Source organism: Cellulomonas timonensis (genome assembly GCF_900046455.1).
Classification (GTDB): Bacteria; Actinomycetota; Actinomycetes; order Actinomycetales; family Cellulomonadaceae; genus Cellulomonas_A; species Cellulomonas_A timonensis.
Window position 1 is genome coordinate 315,064 of the sequence record NZ_FCOT01000012.1, and the last position, 25,907, is coordinate 340,970.

The 25,907-nt window shown below is 71.8% G+C and carries 24 protein-coding genes, 1 tRNA gene and 2 pseudogenes; 11 read left to right on the forward strand and 16 right to left on the reverse strand.

Features of this window, described 5'->3' with window-relative positions; all coding sequences use genetic code 11:
- Positions 1-215: 215 nt before the first annotated feature.
- Positions 216-1,784 (forward strand): annotated as a pseudogene (locus BN3788_RS19770) (aspartate:alanine exchanger family transporter); the annotation flags it as partial.
- An 84-nt stretch (positions 1,785-1,868) separates the two neighbouring features.
- On the opposite strand, the gene BN3788_RS09800 reads toward BN3788_RS19770, so the two are convergent.
- A complete protein-coding gene (locus BN3788_RS09800; protein ID WP_390620120.1) occupies positions 1,869-2,651 on the reverse strand; it encodes a helix-turn-helix domain-containing protein in 783 nt (260 codons plus the stop codon).
- On the opposite strand from BN3788_RS09800, the pseudogene BN3788_RS09805 reads away from it, so the two are divergent.
- Positions 2,541-3,494 (forward strand): annotated as a pseudogene (locus tag BN3788_RS09805) (NAD(P)/FAD-dependent oxidoreductase); the annotation flags it as partial. The gene BN3788_RS09800 and the pseudogene BN3788_RS09805 sit on opposite strands and share 111 nt — an antisense overlap.
- Positions 3,495-3,541: 47 nt before the next feature.
- On the opposite strand, the gene BN3788_RS09810 reads toward BN3788_RS09805, so the two are convergent.
- The 3 genes from BN3788_RS09810 to BN3788_RS09820 are packed head-to-tail and all read right to left on the reverse strand — an operon-like array spanning position 3,542 to position 6,467.
- Entirely contained in the window at positions 3,542-4,234 is a 693-nt protein-coding gene (locus BN3788_RS09810; protein ID WP_066585151.1) for a response regulator, read from the reverse strand.
- Positions 4,231-5,520, reverse strand: coding sequence for a sensor histidine kinase (locus BN3788_RS09815; RefSeq protein WP_147525100.1), 1,290 nt, complete (start codon positions 5,518-5,520; stop codon positions 4,231-4,233). The genes BN3788_RS09810 and BN3788_RS09815 overlap by 4 nt, the downstream gene beginning before the upstream one ends.
- 5 nt (positions 5,521-5,525) lie before the next feature.
- Positions 5,526-6,467, reverse strand: a complete 942-nt coding sequence (locus BN3788_RS09820) for a CPBP family intramembrane glutamic endopeptidase (RefSeq protein ID WP_066585158.1) — start codon at positions 6,465-6,467, stop codon at positions 5,526-5,528.
- A 177-nt stretch (positions 6,468-6,644) separates the two neighbouring features.
- On the opposite strand from BN3788_RS09820, the gene BN3788_RS09825 reads away from it, so the two are divergent.
- The 3 genes from BN3788_RS09825 to BN3788_RS09835 all read left to right on the forward strand — a co-directional run bounded on the left by BN3788_RS09825 (position 6,645) and on the right by BN3788_RS09835 (position 8,939).
- A complete protein-coding gene (locus BN3788_RS09825; RefSeq protein WP_147525101.1) occupies positions 6,645-7,307 on the forward strand; it encodes a hypothetical protein in 663 nt (220 codons plus the stop codon).
- Positions 7,308-7,404: 97 nt separating this feature from the next.
- The gene (locus BN3788_RS09830) at positions 7,405-7,713 is read left to right on the forward strand and encodes a helix-turn-helix domain-containing protein (protein WP_066585161.1); all 309 of its coding nucleotides are present in this window, start codon (positions 7,405-7,407) and stop codon (positions 7,711-7,713) included.
- On the forward strand, positions 7,710-8,939 hold the full coding sequence (locus BN3788_RS09835) for a type II toxin-antitoxin system HipA family toxin (RefSeq protein WP_066585163.1): 1,230 nt from the start codon (positions 7,710-7,712) through the stop codon (positions 8,937-8,939). Before BN3788_RS09830 ends, BN3788_RS09835 begins: the two co-directional genes overlap by 4 nt.
- A 19-nt stretch (positions 8,940-8,958) precedes the next feature.
- Here BN3788_RS09835 and BN3788_RS09840 read toward each other — a convergent pair whose 3' ends face one another.
- Both BN3788_RS09840 and BN3788_RS09845 read right to left on the reverse strand, forming a co-directional pair.
- Positions 8,959-11,109, reverse strand: coding sequence for a DEAD/DEAH box helicase (locus tag BN3788_RS09840; protein ID WP_066585167.1), 2,151 nt, complete (start codon positions 11,107-11,109; stop codon positions 8,959-8,961).
- 313 nt (positions 11,110-11,422) lie between these two features.
- Positions 11,423-11,495, reverse strand: a tRNA-Arg gene (locus BN3788_RS09845).
- Between the two features lie 280 nt (positions 11,496-11,775).
- On the opposite strand from BN3788_RS09845, the gene BN3788_RS19035 reads away from it, so the two are divergent.
- On the forward strand, positions 11,776-12,063 hold the full coding sequence (locus BN3788_RS19035; protein WP_066585170.1) for a putative quinol monooxygenase: 288 nt from the start codon (positions 11,776-11,778) through the stop codon (positions 12,061-12,063).
- Between the two features lie 31 nt (positions 12,064-12,094).
- On the opposite strand, the gene BN3788_RS09855 is transcribed toward BN3788_RS19035, so the two are convergent.
- The 7 genes from BN3788_RS09855 to BN3788_RS09885 all read right to left on the reverse strand — a co-directional run bounded on the left by BN3788_RS09855 (position 12,095) and on the right by BN3788_RS09885 (position 18,987).
- Positions 12,095-13,231 carry a glycerate kinase gene (locus tag BN3788_RS09855; protein WP_234346591.1) on the reverse strand — a complete coding sequence of 379 codons (1,137 nt, stop codon included), beginning with the start codon at positions 13,229-13,231 and terminating at the stop codon, positions 12,095-12,097.
- Positions 13,228-14,001 carry a hydroxypyruvate isomerase family protein gene (locus tag BN3788_RS09860; RefSeq protein WP_066587001.1) on the reverse strand — a complete coding sequence of 258 codons (774 nt, stop codon included), beginning with the start codon at positions 13,999-14,001 and terminating at the stop codon, positions 13,228-13,230. The genes BN3788_RS09855 and BN3788_RS09860 overlap by 4 nt, the downstream gene beginning before the upstream one ends.
- A gap of 58 nt (positions 14,002-14,059) precedes the next feature.
- The gene (locus tag BN3788_RS09865) at positions 14,060-14,944 is read right to left on the reverse strand and encodes a 2-hydroxy-3-oxopropionate reductase (protein ID WP_066585173.1); all 885 of its coding nucleotides are present in this window, start codon (positions 14,942-14,944) and stop codon (positions 14,060-14,062) included.
- A 71-nt stretch (positions 14,945-15,015) separates the two neighbouring features.
- Positions 15,016-15,801, reverse strand: a complete 786-nt coding sequence (locus BN3788_RS09870; RefSeq protein ID WP_066585176.1) for an HpcH/HpaI aldolase family protein — start codon at positions 15,799-15,801, stop codon at positions 15,016-15,018.
- Entirely contained in the window at positions 15,798-16,676 is an 879-nt protein-coding gene (locus BN3788_RS09875) for a carbohydrate ABC transporter permease (RefSeq protein ID WP_066585179.1), read from the reverse strand. Before BN3788_RS09875 ends, BN3788_RS09870 begins: the two co-directional genes overlap by 4 nt.
- Complete coding sequence (locus BN3788_RS09880) at positions 16,673-17,587, reverse strand: carbohydrate ABC transporter permease (RefSeq protein WP_066585182.1); 915 nt, start codon at positions 17,585-17,587, stop codon at positions 16,673-16,675. Before BN3788_RS09880 ends, BN3788_RS09875 begins: the two co-directional genes overlap by 4 nt.
- A 71-nt stretch (positions 17,588-17,658) precedes the next feature.
- Positions 17,659-18,987: an ABC transporter substrate-binding protein gene (locus BN3788_RS09885; RefSeq protein WP_066585184.1), complete on the reverse strand. Its 1,329-nt coding sequence runs from the start codon at positions 18,985-18,987 to the stop codon at positions 17,659-17,661.
- A gap of 118 nt (positions 18,988-19,105) precedes the next feature.
- Between BN3788_RS09885 and BN3788_RS09890 the strand changes: the two genes are divergently transcribed.
- The 3 genes from BN3788_RS09890 (at position 19,106) to BN3788_RS09900 (ending at position 21,685) form a co-directional block, all read left to right on the forward strand.
- Entirely contained in the window at positions 19,106-19,762 is a 657-nt protein-coding gene (locus BN3788_RS09890) for a GntR family transcriptional regulator (RefSeq protein WP_147525102.1), read from the forward strand.
- A gap of 47 nt (positions 19,763-19,809) precedes the next feature.
- Entirely contained in the window at positions 19,810-20,964 is a 1,155-nt protein-coding gene (locus BN3788_RS09895) for a mandelate racemase/muconate lactonizing enzyme family protein (protein WP_108723828.1), read from the forward strand.
- A 118-nt stretch (positions 20,965-21,082) separates the two neighbouring features.
- Complete coding sequence (locus tag BN3788_RS09900) at positions 21,083-21,685, forward strand: hypothetical protein (RefSeq protein WP_066585190.1); 603 nt, start codon at positions 21,083-21,085, stop codon at positions 21,683-21,685.
- Positions 21,686-21,812: 127 nt separating this feature from the next.
- On the opposite strand, the gene BN3788_RS09905 is transcribed toward BN3788_RS09900, so the two are convergent.
- Entirely contained in the window at positions 21,813-22,700 is an 888-nt protein-coding gene (locus tag BN3788_RS09905; protein ID WP_066585193.1) for an alpha/beta fold hydrolase, read from the reverse strand.
- 87 nt (positions 22,701-22,787) lie between these two features.
- Here BN3788_RS09905 and BN3788_RS09910 point away from each other — a divergent pair, with 87 nt between their 5' ends.
- The gene (locus BN3788_RS09910; RefSeq protein ID WP_066585197.1) at positions 22,788-23,255 is read left to right on the forward strand and encodes a MarR family winged helix-turn-helix transcriptional regulator; all 468 of its coding nucleotides are present in this window, start codon (positions 22,788-22,790) and stop codon (positions 23,253-23,255) included.
- Between the two features lie 55 nt (positions 23,256-23,310).
- On the forward strand, positions 23,311-23,502 hold the full coding sequence (locus BN3788_RS09915; RefSeq protein ID WP_066585199.1) for a hypothetical protein: 192 nt from the start codon (positions 23,311-23,313) through the stop codon (positions 23,500-23,502).
- A 134-nt stretch (positions 23,503-23,636) separates the two neighbouring features.
- On the opposite strand, the gene BN3788_RS09920 is transcribed toward BN3788_RS09915, so the two are convergent.
- Both BN3788_RS09920 and BN3788_RS09925 read right to left on the reverse strand, forming a co-directional pair.
- Positions 23,637-24,347 carry an ABC transporter ATP-binding protein gene (locus tag BN3788_RS09920; protein WP_066585200.1) on the reverse strand — a complete coding sequence of 237 codons (711 nt, stop codon included), beginning with the start codon at positions 24,345-24,347 and terminating at the stop codon, positions 23,637-23,639.
- Positions 24,348-24,423: 76 nt separating this feature from the next.
- Positions 24,424-25,896, reverse strand: a complete 1,473-nt coding sequence (locus tag BN3788_RS09925; protein WP_066585202.1) for an ABC transporter permease — start codon at positions 25,894-25,896, stop codon at positions 24,424-24,426.
- Positions 25,897-25,907 lie beyond the last annotated feature (11 nt).

Consider the following 25,907-nt stretch of genomic DNA (forward strand, 5'->3'; position numbering starts at 1 on the left):
GCTGATCCGCCGCTCACACCCGGGATGCCCGATCGCCGATGGAGGCGGTCGGGCATCTCGGTGTCCGCGGCGGGGGGATCCACGTCGCACCCACGCCGCGACGACGGGACTCAAGACCCGGGTGCGGGCGCCCGCGGACCGGCACTGTTGTCCCGGCTGGAACGTCGCCTCCCCGCAGAGTCGTGGGGTCCCACTCGCGGAAAGAGGACCAGGGCATGGTCGCGCTCCTCGCTGAGAACCCGGTGCTGCTGCTCTTCGTGACCGCCGCTCTCGGGTTCGCGGTGGGCCGCGTGCACGTGCGGGGCGCGAGCCTGGGCGTGGCGGCGGTGCTGTTCGTCGGGCTGGTGATCGGGGCCCAGAACCCCGACCTGGTGATCCCGGAGTTCGCCCGCACCCTCGGCCTGGCGATCTTCGTCTACACGATCGGGCTCTCGAGCGGCGCGAGCTTCTTCGCGTCCTTCAACCGCAAGGGCCTGCGGGACAACGCGCTCGTGGTCGTGGTCCTCTCGTTCGCGGCGCTGCTCGTCTTCCTCGCCGCGGGGATCTTCGACCTCAAGCCCACGGTCGCGGCCGGGTTCTTCGCCGGGGCCACGACCAACACGCCCGCGCTGGCCGGGGTGATCGAGGCCGTGCGCGGCTCGGGCGAGGCGGCCGCGACCGAGCCCACGGTCGGGTACTCGATCGCGTACCCCATGGGGGTGCTCGGGCCGATCATCGCGATTGCGATCGCGCGTCGCCTCTTCCGGGTCGACTACCGCAAGGAGGCAGGCCGGCTCGCGTCGCTGCACCTGGTGCAGGAGGAGATCGCGTCGGTCACGGCCCGGGTGACCGCACCCGCCGCGATCGACCAGACGGTGCGGGACCTGCAGCGCGAGCTCGGGGTCCCCGTGGTGTTGAGCCGCATCCAGCGCGGCACGGAGACGATGCTCGCCGAGGGCGACGTGCGGCTGCGCGAGGGCGACCTCGTCTCGGTTGTGGGTGAGCCGGGGAACGTCGAGACGGCCGTCACCGCGATCGGTGAGCGCGACCCGCGGCACCCCGCGCTCGACCGCAGCAGCTACGACTTCCGGCGCATCTTCGTCTCCCGCACCGATGTCGTCGGCCGCCGGCTGCGCGACCTGCGCCTGCCCGAGGACTACGACGCGATCGTGACGCGGGTGCGGCGCGGCGACGTCGACGTGACCGCGACGGGCGACACCGTGCTCGAGCTCGGCGACCGGGTGCGCGTCGTCGCCGGACGGGCGCGCATGAAGGCCGTGACCGAACGGCTCGGCGACTCGTACAAGCACCTCTCCGAGATCGACCTGCTCACGTTCGGCCTGGGCATGTCGCTGGGCCTGCTGCTGGGCGCGATCACGGTGCCGCTGCCCGGCGGTCTGACGTTCGAGCTGGGCTCCGCGGCGGGCCCGCTCATCGTCGGCCTGGTGCTCGGGGCCCTGCGCCGCACCGGGCCCATCGTGTGGACCATCCCGTACAGCGCCAACCTCACGCTGCGCCAGATCGGTTTGATGCTGTTCCTGGCGGCCGTGGGGCTGGGCTCGGGCTACACGTTCCGCACGATGTTCGCGGCGAACTCCGGGGTGACGCTGCTGCTGATCGGCGCAGTCATCTCGATCGTCGTCCCGATGCTCACGCTCGTGATCGGCTACCGGCTGCTGCGCATCCCCTTCGGGCAGCTCACCGGGATGGTCTCGGCGCAGCAGACGCAGCCCGCGGTGCTCGGCTACGCGCTCGAGGACTCGGGAGACGAGGCGCCGAACGTCGGGTACGCGATGGTCTACCCCGTCGCGATGATCCCAAGATCCTGCTCGCCCAGGTGCTCCTGCTCGCGTTGGGTGGCCTCGGCTGACGCTGATCAGACTCGATGCTCACCGACGCGGTCGGGCGCGGACGTGCATCCGTTCGCCCTGGCGGCCGAACAGGTGGAGGACCTCGGCCGGGTGCGGCCCGGGGTTGCCGACGAAGTGCGGCAGGTTCGTGTCGAACTCGGCGACCTCCCCGGCGCTCAGGGTCAGGTCTTGGTCGCCGAGCAGGAGGCGCGCCTGGCCGGACAGCACGTACAGCCACTCGTAGCCCGGGTGGACCGACTGCTCGGGCGGGGCCGTCGGCCAGCCGGGCGCGATGATCTGCTTGTAGGCCTGCACCCCGCCGGGGCGCCTGGTCAGCGGGATGAACGTCGAGCCCCACGCCGAGAGCGGTTTCAGGTGGACCCGTGGATCACCCGTCGCGGGGGCGTTGACAAGATCGTCGAGGTGCACCTGGAGCGTCTCGGCCAGCGGCAGCAGCAGCTCCAGGGTGGGCCGCCGCAGCCCGGACTCGAGGCGCGACAGGGTGCTGACCGAGATCCCCGTCGCCGCGGAGACGTCGGCCAGCGTCCGGTGGCGCGCGAGCCGCAGCGCCCGCAGCCGTGGTCCAACCGCCTGCAGGACGTCACGGTGGCTCGCCATGGCCCCACTTTGCCGTATCGGCAAGATCTCTCGGCGAACCGGGCCCCGGGGCCGGACGCTGGAGGCATGGACGACGAGACGTACGACGTGGTGGTCATCGGTGGCGGCGCAGCCGGGCTGAGCGGGGCCCTGGCCCTGGGCAGGGCGCGCCGATCGGTGCTGGTGGTCGACGCGGGCGAGCCGCGCAACGCTCCCGCCGGGCATGTGCACAACTACCTGGGGCGTGAGGGGACCCCGCCGGCCGAGCTGCTCGCGATCGGCCGCGGCGAGGTGCAGCAGTATGGCGTGCAGGTCCACGACGGCGCCGTGCAGGACACCACCCGGCTGCCCGACGGGAGCTTCCTCGTGATGCTGGTGGACCGGGCCGTCACCGCCCGACGGCTGCTCGTCACCACCGGGCTCGTCGACGAGCTCCCCGACGTCGCTGGGATCGCCGAGGGCTGGGGCCGCACCGTGCTGCACTGCCCCTACTGCCACGGCTGGGAGGTGCAGGACCAGGCGCTCGGCATCCTGGCGACCGGCCCCCTCGCGGTGCACCAGGCCCTGATGTTCCGGCAGTGGAGCGACGACGTCGTGCTGTTCCAGCACACCGCGCCGCAGCCGAGCGACGACGAGGCCGAGCAGCTCGCAGCCCGCGGCATCCGGGTGGTCGAGGGCGAGGTGGTCGGGTGGGAGCCCGACGGCGTCCGGCTCGCCGACGGAGAGCTGGTCCCGCGGCAGGCGCTGGTCGTCGCCACGACACTCCACGCCCGCGTCGACGCGCTGGTCTCGCTCGGCCTGACGACCACGGTCCTCGAGATGGGCGGGCAGGTGATCGGCAGCTACGTCGCGGCCGACCCCACCGGTCTGACGGCCGTGCCCGGCGTCTGGGTGGCCGGCAACGTCGCAGATCCGCGAGCGCAGGTCGTCATGTCTGCCGCCGCGGGCCTCACCGCGGGCGCCGCCCTCAACGGCGACCTGATCGCCGAGGACACCCGTGCCGCCGTCGCGAAGCGTCGTGCCTCCGGCCAGGACTCCCAGGAGGCAAAGGGATCGGCGACCGGCTGATCACCGCTCGTGTGAGGCGGCTCGTCGCGGAGGGGCGCAGGCCAGTGTCAGCCGCCGATGTCGACGATGCCGTTCTGGTACGCCCACACCACCGCCTGCAGGCGCGATTTCACGCCGAGCTTCGGCATGGACCGGGCCAGGTGCGACTTCACCGTCGACACCTCGAGGAACAGCTCGCGCGCGATCTCCTCGTTGGACATGCCCTGCGCCAGGAGCAGCAGGATGTCGAGCTCGCGCGGGGTCAGCAGCTCGCTCGCGCGTGCGGCCGTCACGGGCTGCGTGCGGCGTCGGTGCACGACCTCGCGGAGGACCCGCCGGGTCAGCCCGTTCGCGAGCATGCCGTGTCCGGCGGCCACCGAGCGGACCGCCTCGATGAGCGTCGCGGGCTCGGCGTCCTTGAGCAGGAAGCCCGACGCGCCGGCCTCGAGCGCCCCGAACAGGTACTCGTCGACGTCGAAGGTCGTCAGGACGAGGACGGGTATCGGGTCCGCCACGTCCGGGCCGCACAGCTCGCGCGTGGCCGTGACGCCGTCCTTGCCGGGCATGCGGATGTCCATGCACACCACGTCGGGCCGCAGCGCGAGGGCGAGTTCCACCGCGGTGGCCCCGTCGGCGGCCTCCCCGACCACCTCGATGCCTGGCTCAGTCGCGAGCATCGTGGACAGGCCGGCGCGGACGAGGGGCTGGTCGTCGGCCACCAGGACCCGCACGGTCGCGAGGGCGGGTCTGACGTCGGTCATGAGGCCTCCCCTGTGCTCGTCGTCTGCGCCGCGGGCGCCACTGCGACGGGGATCGCGAGCGCGACCTGCCACCCGCCGTCGTCGGTGGGCCCGTACCGGAGCGTGGCACCGGTCAGGTCCGCGCGCTCCCGCATCCCGACCAGACCGTAGCCGGGGCCGTGGTGCACCCGTGCCTCGCCAGGGCCCGGGGCGCCGTTGCGGACCGCCACCTCGACGCGGCCCTCAGCCTGCGCGTCCACGCGCACCTCGCAGCGTGCGCCGGGCGCGTGTCGGGCGGCGTTCGCCAGGGCCTCCTGGACCACGCGGTACGCCGCGAGCTGCGCCAACGGCCCGACGGCGCCCGACGTGGCGAGCTCCGCCACAGGGCCGGACGTCTCCAGCGAGACCACCGACCCCGACTCGCTCGCCCGTGCGACGAGCTCGCCGATGCCGGCCAGCGTCTCCATCCGCACGGGCCCGGCCGGGCCGGACGGGTCGGACGGCGAGTCGGTGTCGCGCAGCAGCACCACTAAGTTGCGCAGGTCCCGCAGCATCGCCGTGCTCTGCTCGCGGACCTGCGCGACCGCCTGCTTGGCGCCGTCCGGGTCGACGTCGATCTGCCGGCCGATGGCGGCGGTCATCACCGCGATGCCCGAGAGGTGGTGCGCCGCGATGTCATGCAGCTCGCGCGCCATCGCCGTCCGCTCCCGCTCGACGGCCACCTGCACCAAGGCGTCACGCTCCCGGCTCTGCGCCTCCGCTGTGCCCGCGAGCGCCGCGTCGGCTTCTCGTCGGGCGCCGACGAGGGCTGCCAAGACGAGGGGAAGTCCCACGGCCGCGGCCCCTTGCAGGAGGCCCCCGACGATCGCCGCCGACTCCGCGCTGCCGCTCCGGAGCCCCGCGGCGGTGACGCCTGCCGCCACCAGGGCGCCGGCTCCGAGCAAGGTCGGCGCGAGCCGTCGGCCGGGCGCCGCGAGGGCCGCCCGGTACGTCGCGACGAGCACCGCCACGAGTCCGACCCCGATGCCCTCGCCGAGGACCATGAGCGCGGGAAGCCCTGCGGCGACCGCCAGGAGCGTGGCGCGTGGGCGCCCCCGCAGCCCCCAGAGCACGACAGCCTGCAAGCCCAGCACCGCTGCCGACCCCCACCACGCCGCGTCGCCGAACCCCGGCACCCCACGGGCGGCCGACGGGTCGGACTGCTGCATGATCACGGAGGCGGCGAGAAGGCTCATCGACAGCACCCAGCAGGCCGCCGGGACGACGTACGCCGTCCGGCGGCCGTGCTGAGCGAGGCGCTCGATCATCCACGTCACGATAGACGCGCCGCCACGGGCTGGTCGGCGATCTGGCCGTCGAGGCGATCGGGCTGGTAGCCGAGGCGCCCGCGGGTGCCGACGAGCACCACGATCGCGGCCGCGGTCGCCCCCACCAGCAGCGCGTGCTGCCCCACGTCACGGTGCATCGCGGGGAACATCTCGCCCCACACGACCCCTGCCGTGTTGTTGATGCTCACGTGCAGCAGCATCGCCATCGGCAGGCTCTGCCCGGTCCGGTTGAACACCCACGTCATCAGGACGTTGAACGCGACGCAGAAGGCGATGAGCTCGACAGGCCGGTACCACGGCACGTCAGGCCAGCCGCCCCACTCCGTCAGGTACAGCGGGAGGTGCCACACGCCCCACATGACGCCGATGATGACCGCCGCCGAGGGGGCGCCCAGCAGGCGCTGCACGCGGACGAGCGCGAAGTCGCGCCAGCCCGGCTCCTCGGCGAGCCCGGTCGTGACCATCTGCATGATGAGCCCGATGACAAGGGGAACCAGGATGGTCAGGGACGGCAGCTGCGCCTCGCCGCCGGTGAACGCCAGCGCGGCCAGCACCATCGCGGCGGGGACGCCGACGAGGATGCCGACGTACCAGGTCCAGTTGACCTTCCACCGCCACAGCCGCCGGACCCATGCGCGCACCCCCGCACGGCCGTCCGCGACCGCGGTCACGAAGAGGGCCGCGCCGATGGGCCCGAGGTAGGCGCCGGGCAGCATGCCCAGAATCTGTCCGCCGCCCATCCCACCGGGGAACGCGAAGTCCCAGACGCCCAGGCCGTGCTGCGACAGGATGTACGGGATCCATGCGATCCAGCTGGCGAGGTTCGCCAGCACGAAGAACGACAGGATCGGGCGGCGCCGGACGACGTCGAGCGCGCCGCCGCGCCGGGGAGGTGCTGGTGCCTCAGCGGCTGTGATGACGCTCATCGGAGGTTCCTCTCGTCGGAGTGTGTCGGTGACGTGACTCGACGCTAGGAATCGGGGGCCTGATGCCGCGCCGGGCGGAGGGTGGAACCTCGGCGGTTGCATCGGAAGGTGGAGGCGGCGGACGGGGCAGGTCGCGCCTGCTGCGGGCGCGCGCTGGCTCCTGCTTACCCTGTGCGCGTGTCCGCGCATCGTCCGTCCTCGCCCGCACCCTCGACGGCTCGGCGGTGGACCACCCGAATCGCCTTGCACGCCCTCGGGCTCGTGGTCGGTGTGGGCCTCGGGCTGTTCTTCGCGGTGATGATCCGCGACTACGCGCTGGTGTGGATGGTGCTGCTGCCCACCGGGCTGTGGGCGCTCGCCAACCGGTCCGGCGTCACGTCAGCGGCGGGCGGCTTCGACCTGTCCCGTGTGCCAGCCGGAGACCTCGTGGCGATGACGATCGGGGTGCTCCTCGCCATCCCCGCGACGTTCAACGCGCTCGACGGGTCGTGGTGGCGCACCGCAGCCCTCGTCACGATCCTCGGCGCCGTCGGCTTCGGGATGCTCGCCTACGCCGGCGCCATCCGCGACGGCGCCACGATCCGCGCCGGCGAGGTCACGGACAGCCCCCGCGTCCTGCGTGCCGTTGACGTCGCGCTGCGCGGGGTCCGGACCAGCTCCGGGCTCGCGAACATGTACCTCGCCGCGGTGGGGACGCTGCTCGCGTTCCCCACCGCGTCGGACTGGCTGCCGACAGTGGCAGTCGTGGTGACGGGGGCGCTGCACGCGGTGCTCGACGGGCGGGACATGCGGGCTGGCGAACGCGCTCACGAGCCTGGCCTACCCCTCGCCCTCCGCTAGATGCTGGCCTCATGCCCTTCATCAAGACCGCTATGATCGGTCAATAATGACCTCTTGAACGAGATAAGTGGTCATCTATGACCGGTGAGGAGCAGTGATGGCGACCCGGACACCGATCGCGGTGACGCGGGCGATGGAGGAACTTGGGGAGTCGCTCGCCACATGGCGGCGGCTTCGAGAACTGACAGCGGCCGAGGTCGCCGACCGTGCCGGCATCGGGGTCAAAACCCTCCAACGCCTCGAGCACGGCGAGGGCGCCACGCTGGAGAGCGTGCTCAGGGTGGCCCGAGCCTTGGGGATGCTCGACCAGATCACCGCTGCCGCGGACCCGCTGTCGAGCGATGTCGGGCGGCTGCGCGCCGCTGAGAAACTCCCCACGCGCGTGCGCCGGAAGGAGCCTCGATGACCGAGGTCACCGTGTGCGCCGCGACGGCCGGACGCGACGTCGAAGCGGGGAATCTCTACACCCACCAGCGAGGCCGGACCGAATCGGCGACGTTCGTGTACGGCGCGGACTACGTCACACGCCCCGGCGCCTACGCGCTGGACCCGGGCCTGCCACTGAGCACCGCTCCAAGCCAGACCGCTGTCGGGCGCACGATGTTCGGCGCCATGACCGACTGCTCACCCGACCGGTGGGGCCGCACCCTGCTCGACCGCGCAGAAGCGCACGCTGCTCGCGAAGGAGGCCGGACGGCGCGCACGCTGCGTGAGGTCGACTACCTGTTGGGGGTCCGGGACGACCTCCGTCAGGGAGCACTGCGCTTCCGCCATGCCGACGGGCCATTCCTCGCCACCGAGGAGACGGGCGTCCCCGCGCTGACCGACCTCCCTGAGCTGCTCTCACTCGCGGATGCCGCCGAGCGGGACGACATCCGACTCCCAGACCTCCAGCGACTCCTGCGGGCTGGCAGCTCGCTGGGCGGCGCCCGGCCCAAGGCGCACGTCCGAGACGCGAACAACCGCATCGCCATCGCGAAGTTCCCCTCCGGCGCACACGACACCTGGAACGTCATGGCGTGGGAGAAGGTCACGCTCGACCTGGCCCGCGCGGCCGGCATCGAGGTCCCGGACTCGACACTGCTGAATCTGGCCGGGCGGCACGTGCTCGTCATCGACCGGTTCGACCGCCTGCCCGACGGTCAGCGTGTGGGCTATGTCAGCGCGATGACCATGCTCGAGGCTTCAGACGGCGACCAGCGGAGCTACCTCGAGATCGCCGAAGTCATCGAGCAGCACGCGGCGCGCGCGACCGACGACCTCGCCCAACTGTGGCGGCGGATCCTGTTCAACGTCATGGTGTCGAACACCGACGACCACCTGCGCAACCACGGCTTCGTCAAGGCGTCCGGGACCTCATGGGCACTCGCGCCCGCGTTCGACCTGAACCCGGACCCCGCCCCGGGACCGAAGCACCTGTCGACCGCGATCGACACGGCCGACGACACGGCAAGCATCGACCTCGTCATGTCCGTCGCCGACTACTTCCGACTCTCCCCCGCGGACGCAGACCGCATCCGGCGTGAGGTCGCCGACACGGTCGGCGCGTGGCGCGTTGTCGCAGCGCAGTGGCTGACTCCCAGCGAGATCGAGGCGATGGCGCCCGCGTTCTCGCAATCCGGGTACCACTGACCCATCGGGCGGCGGTGGCTCAGCCCATGCCCTCCGCGGCGAGCGCGTCAGTCAGCAACCCGACGAGGGTCTCGAGCTGGACGTCCGTGGACGACGGGAGGTCCTCGTCGGCCGCCCCATCCAGCGCCCGGGCGGCCAGGCCTGACTTGCTGTCGATGAGCTCGGCGATCTTGGAGTCGATGGTCTGCGCGGCGATGATCCGCCACGCGGTGACGGGCTCGTCCTGGCCGATGCGGTGGATCCGGTCGATGGCCTGAGTCTGCTCGGCGTGGGTCCAGGACAACTCGGCCAGCACCAGGTTGGACGCGACCTGGAGGTTCAGCCCCACGCCAGCGGCCGTCAGGGAGCACACGACGATCGACACGTCAGGGTCCTCGACGAACGCCTTGATGTTCTTCTCGCGCGCCTTGGGCGTCTGGTCGCCGCGGATCGAGGCGTAGCGGATGCCGCGGTCGGCGAAGGTCTGCTCGGCCTGGTCCATCACGTCGACGTGCTTGGCGAAGAACACCACCTTGCCGACGTTGCGGGCGAGCTGCGCGGCGTAGTCGGCGGCCAGCCCGGCCTTGGCCTGGCCGATCCGGCGGACCATCGTGAACACGTTCTCGCCGCTGGCCTTCGAACTGGAGTCCTTGAGCTCCCCTGCCGCGACCCGGCGAACGAGCTCGTGGTCGATCCCGTCCACGACGCCGTCGCGACTGCGCATCTCGATGGCGGACCGGTAGCGCTCGACCATGCGGCGGGTGAGCGCCACCTCGGCGGCCCGGATCGAGCGGCCGACGGCGCCGTCGAGCTCGACGGGCAGGTCCGCCACCCGGCGGGCAGGGATGTCGGCCACCACGTCGGCCTTGCGGCGGCGCACGATGCCCATGTTGATCACGCTGTCCCGCGCGGCGGAGTAGAAGCCCGGGTCGGCGGGGGTGAGCCCGGTCTCCTCCAGGGCGGTCTGCAGCGCGCCGAGTGGCTGTTTGTCGTCGATCCAGCCGAGGAACTGCCAGATCGCCCGGAAGTCTTCGATGTCGTTGATCAGCGGGGTGCCGGTCAGTGCCATCAGCAGCGGCCGCGCGGTGCGGGCGCGGATCCGCTCAGAAAGCGCGAGGACGTGCTGGGAGCGCTGGGAGGTCTTGTTCTTGATGAAGTGCGCCTCGTCGACGACCATGCCGCGGAAGCCCAGGTTGCCGAGCCAGCCGACGTGCCTGTCCAGCAGCTCGTAGTTGACGATCACGACATCGGCGAAGCCGTCGACCTTGTCGCCGTCGCCGTGGACGACCGTGGCCCGACGGTGCGGCGTCCACAGCACCACCTCATGCGCCCAGTTCGTCTTCACCACGTTGGGCACCACGACCAGCAGCGGGTACGCGTCAGCAGCCTGGGCCGCGAGCAGCGCCTGGGCGGTCTTACCGAGACCGGGCTCGTCGGCCAGCAGGAACGTGCGATGGCCGCGGGTCGTGGCCGCGACGACCTGGGCCTGGTGCGGCATCAGCACCCGGCCGGGGGATGCGAACGCCGGGCGGGCGTCGGGCATCCGCATACAAGCAGGAGCGCCGGTGGCGGCCTTCTCGAATGACCTGAAGAGCGGCTCGAGCAGCTCCCAGCCGGCCAGGCGGCGGGCCCGCGTCGCGATCCGCTCAGCCGCGGCCTCGTAGTCGGGGGCCAGGAACGGGTTCGCCAACTGGCGTGAGATCACGGACCGAGGCACCACTTGGGGCGCGGTGCTGATCGCCGGCGCTGTGGGCGGCGCGGGCGTGGGCTCCTCCTCCGGCGGCTCGAGGCCTCCAGCGCGCATCACCGTCGCCTTGAACGCGCGCGCCGCGTCGGAGAGCCGGGCGTCCTCGGCGAGCAGCTCGAGCAGCGTCGTATCCCGGGCAGCGGTCTTGGCCAGCTGCGTCGCCACCCCGTCGAGGCGCTTGAGCTGCTCGGTGCGCTTTGACGCGGACAGTCCGGCGTCGGCCATCAGGCGGGCCCGCTCCTCGCGCACGAGCAGCGCCACCACCTGGAACTTCGTGCGCACCGCCGGACGCGTCGGCGGGCGCCGCACGGCACTGTCGACCTCGCGGGCGACCTCTGCGAGCACGGGGATGATCCCCTGCTCAGCGGGACGCGGGGCGCGGCGGCGCTGAGCGCTGGAGTCAGTGCGCGCACGACCGGACCCGCGTTGACCTGGTCGAGCCACATCTCCTCCTTCGTACCTCTGCACCGCGACTGCGGCGCAGCGCGTCATGCCATCACCGCCCGGGACTGATCGGGCGCCGGGATCACCGCGCAGCATCCTCGCCAACACCGCCTGCGGGCCTGCGCTCGCCGACGGTGACAGGCGTCATCCATCCGGCCATGCCCGTGGGCGCCCGCAGTAGACCCGCTCACACGCCACGACCGTGCAGCCATGACGTGAGACAACCTGCCGACACGCCGGCGGTGCCGAGACGACGCCCCTTCGGCCGCCGTGTCCGAGTCACCGACACCTGCGCTGACTTGCACGGACACTGTGCGCCTGGGCAGATTCGAACTGCCGACACCCGCTTTAGGAGAGCGGTGCTCTATCCCCTGAGCTACAGGCGCGCGGGACTTGGGAGAACCTGGTCGGACACCCGATCGCGTGGCGTCCGGTGTCCCCATCAGGGCTCTTGTCGGTCCCGTGCGTCGCCGATCGGGCCACAGGGCTCGGCTCGGCGCACCGCTAGGGTACCGGTGCGCGTGTCGGGGATGCACCAGTGCTAGACGTGTCGGTCGTCCAGTTCGGGTGCGTCAGGCGGCGAGCCGCAGGCGGTGGCTGCGATCGCGGTGGCGGTGGTACGAGGCAACGACGCCGTCAGGCGCCCTCGCAGAAAGAAGGCCCACGGTGACGATCAAGGTCATCGCGCGAAGTGTCGTCCGGCCCCACAGCCTCCCTGAGGCCCTCCGCCTCTACGAGGCCCTGGTCAAGGAGACGGTCCAGGAGCCGGGGTGCCACTCCTACGAGCTCTTCCAGGACATCGACGACCCTCATCGACTGACGCTGATCGAGGAGTGGGAGGACCTGAACGCGTTGGACCTCCACACGAAGACGCCGCACTTCGTCGACCTGGTCGGTCAGCTCGCGGAGCACGAGGACGAGTTGCCCGTCCACAGGTACACCCGGGTGTTCTAGGAAGAGAGCGCTGTGCCGATCCTCCCCGCGTTCACGGCAGGAGCTCGGCGGCGAGGTGGCGCGCGAGGCGTCTGAGCAGCGGCCCGGCGTTCGCCATGGACCGCTCGCGGTCGGGCTCGATGTCCTGCAGGGCGAAGATGCGATCGATGCCCGCGCCACGCGCAGCGTCCTCGGGGATGGCGCGTCGCCCGCAGACGCCCACCACGGGGACTTCCCTGCGCCGGGCGGCCCGTGCCACGCCGACGGGTGTCTTGCCGTGAAGCGTCTGGCTGTCGATCGACCCCTCGCCTGTCACCACCAGGCTCGCGCCGTCGAGGTGGCGGTCGAGGCCCACGAGGTCGAGGACGAGGTCGACGCCGGATTCCATGCGGGCCCCGAGGGCCGCCATCGCCGCGACGCCCACTCCCCCGGCGGCCCCGGCGCCCGGGGAGTCCGCGTGGTCATGTCCTGTCGCGTCGGCGAGCACCCGCGCCCAACGCTCGAGCCCGCGCTCGAGCCGCACCGCGGCCTCCCCTGTCGCGCCCTTCTGCGGCCCGTAGACCGCGACGGCGCCGTCGACGCCCAGCAGCGGGTTGCGCACGTCGCTCGCCAGGATGATCTGCGCCTCGGCCAGCGCGGGGTGCAGCCCGGACAGGTCGAGTCCGCCGAGGTCGTCGAGGGCGCCGCCGCCGCGTGGCAGCGGTTTGCCGTCGCGGGTGCGCAGCACGGCGCCGAGAGCCTCGAGCATCCCGGCGCCGCCGTCCGAGCTGGCGCTGCCCCCGATCGCCAGGACGATCTCTCGCCGCCCGGCGTCAAGCGCCGCGCGCAGTACCTCCCCCACCCCGTGGCTCGACGCGGTCATCGGCTCGAGCCGCCCGGCGGGCAGGCGCACGAACCCGCAGGCGTCTGCCAGCTCGACCACGGCCACGGCTCCCCGGGTCGCGTAGGCCGTGGCCACGGGCAGCCCGGTGGGCCCGGAGGCGATCACCGGCGCCAGGGCGAACCCGGCGGCGGTGATCGCCTCGATGGTCCCGTCCCCGCCGTCGGCGACGGGTACGGCGACCACCTGGGTCTGAGGTGAGGCGTCGTGGATGCCCTGGGCCACCGAGAGCCCCACCTCAGTCGCCGTGAGCGTGCCCTTGAACTTGTCGCACGCGACGACGACCGGGCCCACCCCGGCCGCCGTCACACCGTGACGGTGGTGAGCCAACCGAGCGTCTCCTCCGTCGTCGTGCTGGGGACGTACTCCAGCGCCAGCCAGCCGTCGTACCCGGCGGCCCGCAGTGCCGTGAGGTGGCGCTGCAGCGGCATCGTCCCGGTGCCGGGCTCATGCCGTCCGGGTGTGTCGGCGATCTGCACGTGGGCGATCTCCGCGCCGTGGCGCGCGATCACCTGGTCCAGGTCGTCTCCGTTGACCGCGAGGTGGTAGAGGTCGCACAGGAAGCCGATGTTCGCCACGTCGTGCCGCGCACGGGCGCGCGCCACGACGTCGAGCACGTCCTGGGCTGTGCGCAGCGGGTAGCCGGCCGACCCGGAGACGGGCTCGACGAGCACCGTCCCGCCGATCGCGGCGACGGCCCGGGCCGCCACCCCGAGGTTCTCGATCGCGACCTCGTCCTGCTCGGCGATCGACGCTCCTTCGACGCGGTTGCCGTACAGCGCGTTGTACGCGCGGCAGCCGAGCGCCTCGCCGATGGCCACCACGACGGCGACGTTGCGGCGGAACTCCTCGGCCCGGGCCGGGTCGGACAGCACACCGCGCTCGCCGCCGGGCATGTCCCCGGCGAAGAAGTTCAGCCCGATGAGCTGCACGTCGGCATCCCGGACCGCCGCGACGAAGGCGTCGACCTCGCTGGCCGCCGGCTCCGCCTCGGCGAAGGGCCACCAGAACTCGACGGCGCGGAAGCCCGCGCGCCGCGCGGCCGCCGGCCTCTCCAGCAGGGGCAGCTCCTTGAACATGATCGAGCAGTTGGCGGCGAGACGGCCGGGCACCGCGACGCCGTCGGCCGCCGGGTGCTCAGCGGAGCTCACGGCCGGACATCCTCTCGACGCCGCGCAGCAGCGCGGAGTGGTCCAGGCCGCCGTCGCCGTTCGCGCGCGCGGAGCCCATGAGCTGGGCGACCAGCGCGCCGACGGGGATGGCCACGCCTGCCTCGCGGGCCGCCGAGGTGACGATGCCCAGGTCCTTGTGGTGCAGGTCGATGCGGAAGCCGGGCGCGAACTCCCGGTCGAGCATCCCCTGCGCCTTGAGGTCGAGGATGCGGTTGCCGGCGAGCCCGCCGGCCAGCACCTCGACAGCCGCCTGGGTGTCCACCCCGTAGGCCTCGAGGAACACGATCGCCTCCGCGACGAGCTGGATCGTCCCCCCGACGATGAGCTGGTTCGCGGCCTTGACGGTCTGCCCCGAGCCGTTCGGCCCGACGTGCACGATCGTGCGGCCCACGGCCTCGAGGAGCGGGCGCACCTCCGCGACGTCGGCGTCCTCGCCGCCGAGCATGATCGACAGCGTGCCGTCGATCGCGCCCCGCTCGCCGCCGGAGACGGGCGCGTCCAGAGGCCGCAGCCCCCGGGCACGGCACTCCTGCGCCACCCGCACCGCCACATCCGGCCGGATGGAGCTCATGTCGATGTGGATCACACCGGCGGTCGCGTGCTCCAGCACACCGCCGGGGCCCAGGACGACCTCCTCGACCTGCGGGGAGTCAGGCAGCATCGTGATGACCACGTCGGCCCCCGCCACCGCCTCCGCGATGCTCGCGGCGCGTCGGCCGCCTCCTTCTTCCAGGGCCGCCATGCGGGCGTCGCCGTGGTCGTAGCCGACCACCACGTGCCCGGCCGCCACCAGGTTGCGGGCCATGGGCAGGCCCATGATCCCCAGTCCGATCACTGCGAGGTGGGACATCCTCGTTCCTCTCCATCGATGAGCCCCTCGGGGTTTCCCGTCGGGGCGTGCTGCGGGTGTGACGGCTCGCGTCAGGGAGCGTCGAGCGCTCGTGCGGCCTTGAGGTGCTGCGCGGCTGCCGCCTCCAGGTGGACGATGTCCGAGGCGACGCTGGCGAAGGTGAAGCCCTGCTGGAGTCGCCGTGCGGCGATCTCGCCGGACGCGCAGTGGATCCCGGCGGCGACGCCCGCGTCGGCGGCGGCCGCCAGGACCCGGAGCAGTGCGCCCTCGAAGACCTCGCTGGTCAGCGGGTCTCCCGGGTAGCGGGCGCCGAGGACCAGCGACAGGTCCGACGGGCCGACGTACACCCCGTCGATGCCCTGCGTCTGGCAGATCTCCTCGACGTTCTCCAGCCCGGGCGCCGTCTCGATCATCGCGAGGCAGAGCATGTCGCGATCGCGGTCGACGGTGGCCCCGTGGGCGCCGAGCGTCGAGCGGATCGGGCCGTAGGACCTGTTGCCGCGCGGTGGGTACCGGCAGGCGTCGGCCGCACGGCGGGCGCTGGCGGCGTCGTCGACGAGCGGGACGATCACCCCGACGGCCCCAGCGTCGAGCGCCCGCCCGATCTGGGTCGCGGAGTTCTCCGGCACCCGGACGAGCCCGACGCAGCCGGGCGAGCCGTCGATCGCGGTGAGCGCGTGCAGCATGTCGTTGTAGCCGCCGAACCCGTGCTGCGCGTCGACGCACACGTAGTCGTAGCCGACCCGGGACAGCCGCTCAGCGGCCACACCGGAGCCCAGCATGGACCAGTACCCGACGACCGTCTCTCGTGCGCGCATGCGCTCGGCGAATGCGGCGCTCGCAGTCTGGGGGGTCATCCCTTCACCGCCCCTGCGGACAGGCCCGTGACCAGGTACTTCTGGACGTAGGCGAAGAGCAGGATGACGGGGAGCACGGCGATGAGCCCACCGGCGGCGAGCGAGCCGTAGTCGACGCCGAACTCGCCGAGCATGTAGCTCAGCCCGACGGGGACGGTGAACTTGCTCTGCTCGTTGATGAACATCACGGCGAACAGGAAGTTGTTCCAGGCGCCGATGAACGCATAGGCGCCCACGGCGACCATTCCTGGCACGAGCAACGGGAAGATGACCCGCCGGAACCCGGCGAACCGGCTGCAGCCGTCGACCCAGGCCGCCTCCTCGAGGGAGATGGGGATGTTCTTGATGAAGCCGGCCATGAGCAGCATGGACAGTGGCAGGTGGAACACCGTGTCGGCGATGACCAGGGCCCACAGGCTGTTCATCAGGCCCATGCCCTGGAAGATCTTGAAGAGCGGGATGAGCATCATCGCGCCGGGGATGAACTGCGTGGACAGCATGAGCAGCTGGAACGCGTTCTTCCCGCGGAACGAGTAGCGCGAGAGCGCGTAGCCGCACATCACCGCGATGATCGTGGAGACGACGACAGCGAGCACGGCGACGATCATCGAGTTCAAGAAGAACTGGCTGAAGTTCCCGTTGACCCAGACGTACTTGAGGTTCTCCGTGGTGAACGGCTTGGGCAGCAGCGAGGACGATCCGCGCTCGCGGAACGCGAACATCACCATCCAGTAGAACGGCAGGAGGGTGAAGAGCATGTACAGGCTCAGGGGCCCGTGGATCCGCCAGACGACTCGGCGGCGGCGTGCACGGGGACGCTGGGGGTCGGCCGGCGCCACCGCGGGTGCGGGCGCGGGCGCGGTGATGGCGCTCATGACTGGTCCTCCCCCATCTTGGTGAGCTTCATGTAGACGACGCAGGCGACGGTGAGGATGGCGAACGCGACGACGGTGAGCGCCGACCCGTATCCGAACTCCTTGGTCTTGAGCGCTGTCTGCGCCACATACAGCGGCAGCGTGGTGGTGGACCCGGCGGGGCCGCCGCCGGTCAAGGTCAGCAGCAGGTCCACGTTGTTGAACTCCCAGATCGCGCGCAGCAGCGTCGCGACCACGAGCCCGTTCTTGATGTGGGGAAGCGTGATGCTCCAGAAGCGGCGCGCTCTGCCGGCGCCGTCGACGTGCGCGGCCTCGTACAGCTCGCCCGGGACGGACTGGAGGTCGGCGAGGATCATGATCGCGAAGAAGGGAATGCCCTTCCACATCTCCGCGATGACGGCCGCCCAGAAGGCGCCGGTCGAGCTGGACAGCAGTGACGTGCCGTAGTCGACGACGCCCATGTCGGCCAGGTATCTGGTGATGCCGGTGGTGGGGTTGAAGATCAGCATCCAGATGGTCGTCGTGAGGATTCCGGCGACGGCCCACGGGGCGAACACCATGGCGCGCGCGAGGCCGCGCCCCCGGAACTGCTCATTGACGATGAGGGCCAGCGCGACACCGAAGACCAACTGCAGGGAGACCTCGGTGACGACCCATTTGCCGGTGAACGCGAGGCTCTTCCAGAAGACCGGGTCGTCGAGGATCTGGCGGAAGTTGGCCAGCCCGACGAATCCGTCGTCCCAGGGCGTCAGGACGTTCTGCTGCTGGAACGCCGAGTAGATGACGTTCCCCACGGGGTAGACGAGGAACACCGCCACCAGCACGAGGGCGGGGCCGACGAGGAGATAGGGCGTGCGTGGTGTTCGGGTGGGGCGCACGGGTGGTGGACCCGTGACCGTGCTGTGTGACATGACGGCTTCCTTGCTGTCGGTTCGAGGGGGACCGGTCCGGCGCACGGGCGCGGGCCGGACCGGTCCTCTCGTCAGTTGGTCGTGCGGGCCTCGAACGCCTCACGCGAGGCCTCGAACGCCTCGGCGAGCTCGGCGCAGAACTCCTCGACGGACAGGTCGCCCTGCAGCGCCATCTGCCACTTGGGCAGGCTGTCCGTGGTGGTGATCGCGGTGAACTCGGGCAGGTAGTACGGGTGCTCGAGCGGCACAGTCGCGGACTCGGCCATCGCCTGCTGCGAGACGGCGATCGGCTGGGAGTCGGCGACCCAGGCCTCGGTGGCCACGGCGTTGTTGCCGGGGATGTACCCCGACTCGCGCGCCCAGTAGGAGTTGCCCTCCTCCTCCATCATGAACTTCAGGAACTCCCACGACTCCTCGGGGTGCTGGGACTTCTCGAACATCGCGAAGCCGAGGACGAGGCTGCTCTGCACCCGCACGCCGTTGTCCGCGGGGAAGGCGACGACGGACGCGACCTTGTCCTCGCCGAGGGCGGCGACGTGGTCGGGGTAGGAGCCGATCGAGTGGGAGAGCATGGCTGTCGAGCCGGCGGCGAACTGCGCCACCATCACCTTGAAGTCGGCCGTCAGGTCGCTCTGCGCGGTGGTCGTCTTGTACAGGCCCGCGTAGTCCTTCGCGGCGGCGACGACCTCGGGGTTGCGGAAGACGGACGTGCCGTCCTCGTTGAAGTAGGCGCCGACGCCCGCCTGGGGCAGCACCATCCCGGCGAACTGGGACCAGTAGCCGGTGCCCCCGCGGATCGTGTAGCCGAACTGGCCGGTGTCCTTCTGGGTGAGCTTCTCAGCCGCCTCGTAGAAGTCATCCCAGGTCTTCGGGGCTCCGAGGCCGGCCGCGTCGGCCAGGTCGGGCCGGTACCAGATCACGTCGGTCAGGGCGCTGCTGGGCGTCAGGTAGAGCACCCCGTCGGCGGCGGCCGACTTGGCGGACTGGATCATCGAGGCGGACATCGACTCGTCGAACCCGTCGGCGGCCATCCGGTCGTCCAGTGGCGCGAGGGCCTTCTGGGCGACCAGGGCTGACAGGTCGGACGCCTTCGGGGTGAGCAGGTCCGGCGTCGTGCCGGTCGCGATCGCGGTCTCGATCTTCTCCATGTACGAGTCGGTCGGCAGGCCGACGTACTCGATGCGGATGTCCGGGTGCTCCGCCTCGAACATCTCGATCAGCTTGTTGAGACGCTCAGTGCGGGCGGTGCGCGCATCGGTGTCCCACAACGTGAGGGTGACGGGCCCGCCGTCGGCTCCGGCTTCCTCGTCGGCGCTCGCGCACGCGCCCAGTCCCAGCGTGAGTGCCAACGCGGCTCCCACGGCAATGCTGCGTCGCCGCTTCTGGCTGACGAACTGCATGAGTAGCTCCCTTGCTACGGCCAATGAAGGTGTCCCCACGACGCGAAAACAGGGGGCGTCGGACGGGGTCATGCATCTTGTATATCAGATACCGTACAGATGGGCTACGCTCTGAACCGTGAGCACACCATCACCAGCCATCACCACCTACCGGCCCATGCCGTCCAGGACGGCATGGGTAGCCGGAGAGATCCGACGAGGGATCCTGTCCGGGCACTTCGCCGCAGGCAGCCCTCTGGCCGAGGTCGAGCTCGCCACCCTCTACGGGGTGTCGAAGACCCCCGTCCGGGAGGCCCTGAAGACGCTCGCCGGGCAGGGCCTGGTCAGCTTCAGCGAGTTCAAGGGCGCCGCCGTCACAGTCGTCGATCGCGCCCTGGTCAAGGACGTGTTCGAGGTCCGCATGCTCCTCGAGCCGACCGCCGTCGCCGCGACGGTCCGCGCGCGCGCCGACGTCACCGAGGCGGGCGAGCTCCTGCGGCGCGCGGCCGAGGCGACGACACACGAAGAGCGCAGCGACCTCAACCGCGCCTTCCACCGGACGCTGTACGCCGGCTGCGGCAACATCCAGCTCATCGACATCCTCGACGGGCTGCGGGAGCGCACCGCCCTCATCTCCGTGACGCTGTGGCAGTCCGACCCGAGCTGGGCGACCGAGGCCACCGAGCACGCCGCGCTCTGGGAGGCGGCCACCGCAGGCGACGCCACCAAGGTCGAGCGGCTGACGCGCGAGCACATCGAGCAGTTCGCCACCCGCTGCATCGCCCGCTTCGAGTAGCACACGACGGGCGCGCCACCCGCGCCCGACAGATTGAGAGGACGTCGATGACGACGAACGAGCCCCTGGCGATCACGGGCCTGCACACCTACATGCAGCGCGTCGGCAACCGGCCGCGGCTGCTGGTCCGGATCGACACCGACGCGGGCATCAGCGGGTGGGGCGAGGCGTACAACCACGGCCCCGACCGCGCTCTCCCCCCGCTGCTGGACTACCTGTTCGACATCATCAAGGGCGCCGACGCCCGCCGCGTCGAGCACATCTCGGCAGTCCTCATCCGCAGCACGCGGTTCCCCCCGGGCGCCCTGGGGCTGGCGGCCATCGCCGCGATCGACCACGCCCTGTGGGACATCGCGGGCAAGGCCGCGAACCTGCCGGTGTACATGCTGCTGGGCGGCAACGTCCGCGACCGCGTCCCGGTGTACTGCGGCCTGTACGACGCCCCGGACCCCGACGAGTGCCTGGACCGCGCGCAGGCGATGCACGAGGCCTTCGGGTTCACCGCCTTCAAGCTCAGCCCCTACCGGCGCCAGCCGCACGACACCCGGTGGGGAACCCTGTGCCGCGAGGTCGCCGACTACTTCGGCGAGCTGCGCTCGCGCGCCCCCCAGGACTGGGAGTTCGCGTTCGACGCCCACGCCAAGGTCTTCGAGCCGATCCGCGCCCTGCAGCTCGCGGACGCGCTCGCGCCGTTCGACCCGCTGTTCCTCGAGGAGCCGCTCCGCCCGGAGCACATCCCCGCCTGGGGCAGGCTGCGCGCGCAGATGCGTATCCCGCTCGCCACCGGGGAGTCGCTCTACTCCCCCTACGAGTTCCTCGCCCTGCTGAGCGCGGGCGGCGTCGACATCGCCCAGCCGGACATCTGCGTGGTCGGCGGGCTCACCCAGATGCGCAAGATCGCCACGATCGCCGACGCCCACTACGTCCCGATCGCGCCGCACAACCCGATGGGCCCGCTCGCGACGGCGCACAACGTGCACTTCGCGGCGGCGACCACGAACTTCGCCTACCTGGAGTACAAGCCCGACACCACCACGTGGTGCCCCGACCCGTACCTGCCGACCGACGGCCACCTCGACCTGCGCCCGGACCGGCCCGGGTGGGGCGTCGAGATCGACGAGGAGGCGCTCGCGCACGACGACTACGTGCACTGGGAGCGCCGCCTGCCCGTGCGGCCAGACGGGTCCGTCGCGTTCGTGTGAGCGCGTCGGCGGCCACCGCCATCTGGGGCGGATGGCCGCCGCGCGCCCGCGACACTTCACCCGATCGGCTGTCAACTAATGATTGACGTCACGCCCTTCGTCAAGTCATAGTTGACACATGACCTCCGACGACACGCCCACCCAGCCCGGCGGAGACTCCCTCCGCGACCACCTCGCCCGCGCCCTACACGACGTCGACCCCACCCTGCGCGATCGCCTCACGCATGACGCCGACGCGCACCTCGAGCTCGTCGCGCTGGCCCGCGCCGCGCGCTCGGAGACCGACGTGCTGCTCGCCGCCGCCGTCCAGTCCGCGCGCGGCGCCGGCTGCACCTGGGAGCAGGTCGGCGCCGTGCTCGGCATGACCCGCCAGGCCGCCCAGCAGCGCTACGGGCAGCCGGACGCCTCCACGGCAGCAGCAGCCAGCGGCGGCTCGAAGGAGCGGCTCATCCTGCGCCCGCTGTCCGCGTTCAACGAGATGTCAGTCCTCGCGCGCGCCGGCCGCTATGGCTGGCACTCGGTCGCCTACGGCCCGCTCTTCCACGTGCTCGAACGGGACGACCGCCAGTGGGAGCACACTCGGACCTTCGGCTCCCTGCCGGACGGCGGCGGCTGGCTGCCCGTCGGATCGGGCTGGGCGTGGTGGAGCTACTGGGCCCGCCCCACCGACCTCCCCGCCCTGCCCGGCGACCCGACGGCCAGCGAGCTGGTGCGGGGCTGACCTCCTCGCCAGCCGGTCCGCACGTGAGCTGGCGCTGGGCGATGCGCTGGGCCGCCCGCCGCCTGCGCGTGCGCTGACCACGGCACCGCCGGCAGGACGTCAGGCCCAGGCCATCACCGCGCCGGGATCAGGCCTGGTCGACGCGGTCGAGGAACTGCAGCATCGCGGCGGCGAGGGCCTGCGGCGCCTCGAGGGCGACATAGTGGCCGACCCCGTCCAGCAGCACGGACTCCACGTCGCCGGTGGAGACCTGGCGGACAGTCCCCTCGGTGAACGGGCCCCCGAACCCGCCGACGGCGAGGATCGGGAGGTCCAGCGGCTGGGCGGCCGCGAGCGCCCGGAGCTCGTCGCCCTCGGCGAGCATCGACCGGTACAGGCCTGCGGCGCCGTCCCAACCGCGGGGCCGGGAGTAGGCGCGGGCGAACTCGGTGACGTCGTCGTCGGTGACGGCGCCATCGACGGCGGTCATCGACGGGAACGCCCAGTCGCCCAGGAGCGCGCGCTCGCGACCGGCGAAGAGCAGCTCGGCGATACCGGGCGCGGCGAGGACGCCGATGTGCCAGGACCCGCCGTGGGTGACGTCCGCGAACCCCTCGAGCCCGAATCCCGCGAGGCCCATCTCGATGGCGGTGAGGCTGGCGACGTCAGCGGGGCGCCCGGCGGCGAGGCGGAAGGCCGCGCCGCCGCTGATGTCCTGGGCGACGAGGTGCACCGGGCCGACGTCGAGGTGGCGGATGAGCTGGCGCAGATCCTCCGACGCGGTGGCGCTGTTGTGGTCATCCCCGGCGGGGGCGGAGTCACCGAACCCGCGCAGGTCGACGGCGAACACCCGATGGCGTGAGGCGAGGAGCGGGATGAGCCGGTGGAACGCCCACCACGTCTCCGGGAAGCCGTGGACCAGCAGGATCGGCGAGCCGGACTCCCCCGCCGACACGTAGTGGAGGCTGGTCCCGTTCACCCTTGCGGTGTGGTGGACGACGCCCGCGAGGGTGCGACCGGAGGCTGTGCTGGGCATGACGCCACTCCCCTGGGTTTGGACAACCTGGTTGTCCAACTCTAGACAACCTGGTTGTCCACGTCAACGAGCCCGTAGCCTGGCGTCGTGTCTCGATCGGGTCCCGACCTCGCCCTGCTGCTCCTCGGCGCGTACCGCCGGTTGGTGGACGACGCAGTCGTGGAGCTCGTCGCCCGGGGATACGCGGATGTGCGCCCCGTGCACGACTTCGCGATGCGGGCCATCCTCTCCGGCGCCGACAGCGCCTCCGAGCTCGGACGCCGCATGTCCGTGTCCAAACAGGCCGCGGCGAAGACCATCGCGACCCTGCTCGAACGCGGCTACATCTCCCGAGAGGCCGATCCGCACGACGCCCGGCGCAAGCGCATCGAGGTCACCCCGTTAGGGCTCGAGGTCATGCGCCAGGGCGAGGCGATCTTCGACGAGCTGCGGCGAGGCTGGGAAGACCGGATCGGCAGCAGCGGGCTCGCCGAGCTGGAGAGGCAGCTCACGGAACTCGTCGGGGACGCGCGCATCCAGGTGGACGCCCCGGGATGGGTCGCGGACGAGGACTAGAACAGGCCGGCGCCACGTTGAGAGGACATCGACGATGACCACCTGGAGGCCTGGCATGACCACAGCACCTTCGCCCACCACCTCCGTGGCAGACCCCCGCGAGGACATCGAGGTCGGCGTCCTCCTGGCGAACGGGCGCCTGGCCGGCCGCTCCTTCTGCGACCGCGCCGAGGCGGAGGCCTGGGCCCGCACCGAGGAGGGCGAGCAGGTCGTGGAGTTCAACCACGTCTGCGAGTGCGACATGTGAGGACCCGTCGCGCAGGGGCGGGAGTCGCGGCTGGCGCCGCGATGGCAGTCCTGGTCCCTACTGCCCTCCAGCTCACTGGTGACAGTGCGCGACCGGCCCCCGCCACGACCCCCGCTGACTGCGAGCGCGGGTTCTTACCGCACAGTGGCGGTCGACGCCTTCGGCCCCCGGCCGCCCGTCTTCTCGGTGACGACCCCGTCGGAGATCCACAGCTGACGCTGCGCCCGGCGTGCCACCCACGAGTCGTGCGTGACGATGACGATGGTGAGGCCCTGGTCCTGCCAGAGCCGTTCGATCATCGCCATGATCTCGTCGCGGGTGCGCTCGTCGAGGTTGCCGGTGGGCTCGTCGGCCAGGAGCACGCGCGGACGCTTGGCGAGGGCGCGGGCGATCGCGACGCGCTGCTGCTGGCCACCCGAGAGCTCGTCGGGCATGTGGGCGGCCCGCTCGGCGAGCCCGACGTCGGCGAGCGCCTGGGCGGCGCGCTCGGCACGCTCGGCGGCGCCGAGCCCGAGCGGGACCAGGCCGGTCTCGACGTTCTGCTGGGCGGTGAGTGTCGGGATGAGGTTGAAGCCCTGGAACACGAAGCCGACCGTGCGGGCCCGCACGTCGGTGCGCGCCGACTCGCTGAGCCCCGCGAGCTCCAGGCCGTCGAGGGCGATCGAGCCGGAGGTGGGCCGGTCCATCGCGCCGAGCAGCTGCAGCAGGGTCGACTTGCCGCCGCCGGTGGGGCCCTGGATAGCGACGAGCTCACCCTCGCCGATGGTGAGGTTCACTCCGCGCAGGGCGTCGACGATCCGGTTCTTCTGGGTGTAGCGCTTCATGACGTCGCGCAGCTCGTACATCGGGGAGCCTTCCTGAGCAGGGACAGACGGGCGGACGGGTGTGGGGTCAGGCGACACGTGGTCAGGCGACACGTGGTCAGGCGACACTGCGCAGCGCCTCCGCCGGCCGCATCCGCGCCGCGCGCCAGCCGCCCAGGCCACCGGCGACCAGCCCGCCGAGCACCGCGAGCGCCACCGCGGCCAGCACAGCCGTCCCGGTCACGGGCGCCTGCAGGGTCACGGCGATGGCCGAGGCCGTCTGCCCCATCGGGCCGCCCATGCCGCCGCCCATGCCGCCGCCGCCCATGCCGCCCGGGCCGCCGCCTGCGCCGCCACTGGCGGTGAGGCTCGCGGACAGCTCGGGGGCGATGAGGTTGATGGCCAGCACCGCGCCGAGCCCGAGCACCAGGCCGACGATCCCGCCGAGGAGCCCCTGGGCCACGGACTCGCCCATCACCTGGCCGACGACGCGGCGGCTGCGCCAGCCCAGCGCCTTGAGGGTGCCGAACTCGCGGATCCTGCGCCCGACGCCGGACAGGGTGAACAGGATGGCCAGCGCGAACGCCGCGACCAGCACCACGACGGCGAGCCACGTGCCGAGCGTGCCGGCGAGGTCGGAGGCGCTGGACAGCGACCCGGAGACGCTGCTGGCCAGATCGGCGGCGGTGGCGACGGTCGCGTCGGGCAGCGCGTTCTCGATCGCGGACTGCACGGCGGTGATGACGTCGGCGGAGTCGGCCTGCACGTACAGGGCGCTGACCTGCCCGGCCTGGTTGGCGAGCGTCTGGGCCGTGTCGAGCGGGATGTACACGTTGGCGGCGGTGGTCGCCGAGGACGACGTCGAGGACACGATGCCGACGACGGTGAAGTCCGTGCCGCCGAGAGTGACGGTCCCGTCCACGGCGATCTCGTTGCTGGTGGCGTAGGCCGAGTCGACGAGGGCGACGGTGGCCCCGGAGTCGGACTCGTCGAGCGCGCGGCCGTCGTCGAGGATGGCCGAGGTGAGCGGGCCGACGGCGTCGTTCGCCAGGTCGATGCCCTCGACGTCGATGCTGTCGATGCTGAACGAGCCCCCACCGGGCTGGCCGCCCGACTCGTCGGCGCCGCCCTCGGGCCGCTCGCCGGGCGCCGGCATGGAGGACATGTCGGGGACCTCGCCGGAGAAGCTGGTGCTGCTCAGGCTCAGCGAGCCGGCCACGGACGCGACCCCGTCGATGACTGCGACGTCGTCGACGGCCGAGGCGTCCATCGTCGAGGAGCCGCGGGCGACCTCGAGCCGGTCCTGGGCGAACGTCGCGCCACCGGAGCCGTTGTCGGCGCCCTGCTCGAACTCGAACTGCTGGGGTCCTCCCCCGCCCTCGCCGTCGGGCATCTGCGGCGCATTGGTCACGGTGATGTCCGTGCCGACGCCGTACACCGAGGCGAGCACCTCGTCCTGGGCCTTGCCGATGCCCGCGGTCACGCTGGTCACGGTGATGACCAGGGCGATCGCCAGGCCGAGCCCGAGGGCCACGAGCCAGGTCTGCTTGCGGCGCTGCCGCAGCTCCCGGCGCAGGTAGGTGAGGAACATCGACGCTCCCG

Excerpts from the sequence above, each read along its gene's own strand:
- BN3788_RS09875 (WP_066585179.1), bottom strand. The coding sequence starts at position 16,676 with ATGAGCGCCATCACCGCGCCCGCGCCCGCACCCGCGGTGGCGCCGGCC.
- BN3788_RS09865 (WP_066585173.1), bottom strand. The coding sequence starts at position 14,944 with ATGTCCCACCTCGCAGTGATCGGACTGGGGATCATGGGCCTGCCCATG.
- BN3788_RS09830 (WP_066585161.1), top strand. The coding sequence starts at position 7,405 with ATGGCGACCCGGACACCGATCGCGGTGACGCGGGCGATGGAGGAACTT.
- BN3788_RS09925 (WP_066585202.1), bottom strand. The coding sequence starts at position 25,896 with ATGTTCCTCACCTACCTGCGCCGGGAGCTGCGGCAGCGCCGCAAGCAG.
- BN3788_RS09835 (WP_066585163.1), top strand. The coding sequence starts at position 7,710 with ATGACCGAGGTCACCGTGTGCGCCGCGACGGCCGGACGCGACGTCGAA.
- BN3788_RS09905 (WP_066585193.1), bottom strand. The coding sequence starts at position 22,700 with ATGCCCAGCACAGCCTCCGGTCGCACCCTCGCGGGCGTCGTCCACCAC.
- BN3788_RS09920 (WP_066585200.1), bottom strand. The coding sequence starts at position 24,347 with ATGTACGAGCTGCGCGACGTCATGAAGCGCTACACCCAGAAGAACCGG.
- BN3788_RS09900 (WP_066585190.1), top strand. The coding sequence starts at position 21,083 with ATGACCTCCGACGACACGCCCACCCAGCCCGGCGGAGACTCCCTCCGC.
- BN3788_RS09810 (WP_066585151.1), bottom strand. The coding sequence starts at position 4,234 with ATGACCGACGTCAGACCCGCCCTCGCGACCGTGCGGGTCCTGGTGGCC.
- BN3788_RS09800 (WP_390620120.1), bottom strand. The coding sequence starts at position 2,651 with ATGCCCGGCGGGAGCGTTGCGCGGCTCGCCCGCGTCGACCACCAGCAC.
- BN3788_RS09880 (WP_066585182.1), bottom strand. The coding sequence starts at position 17,587 with ATGTCACACAGCACGGTCACGGGTCCACCACCCGTGCGCCCCACCCGA.
- BN3788_RS09870 (WP_066585176.1), bottom strand. The coding sequence starts at position 15,801 with ATGACCCCCCAGACTGCGAGCGCCGCATTCGCCGAGCGCATGCGCGCA.
- BN3788_RS09860 (WP_066587001.1), bottom strand. The coding sequence starts at position 14,001 with ATGTTCAAGGAGCTGCCCCTGCTGGAGAGGCCGGCGGCCGCGCGGCGC.
- BN3788_RS09885 (WP_066585184.1), bottom strand. The coding sequence starts at position 18,987 with ATGCAGTTCGTCAGCCAGAAGCGGCGACGCAGCATTGCCGTGGGAGCC.
- BN3788_RS09820 (WP_066585158.1), bottom strand. The coding sequence starts at position 6,467 with ATGAGCGTCATCACAGCCGCTGAGGCACCAGCACCTCCCCGGCGCGGC.
- BN3788_RS09815 (WP_147525100.1), bottom strand. The coding sequence starts at position 5,520 with ATGATCGAGCGCCTCGCTCAGCACGGCCGCCGGACGGCGTACGTCGTC.
- BN3788_RS09915 (WP_066585199.1), top strand. The coding sequence starts at position 23,311 with ATGACCACAGCACCTTCGCCCACCACCTCCGTGGCAGACCCCCGCGAG.
- BN3788_RS09895 (WP_108723828.1), top strand. The coding sequence starts at position 19,810 with ATGACGACGAACGAGCCCCTGGCGATCACGGGCCTGCACACCTACATG.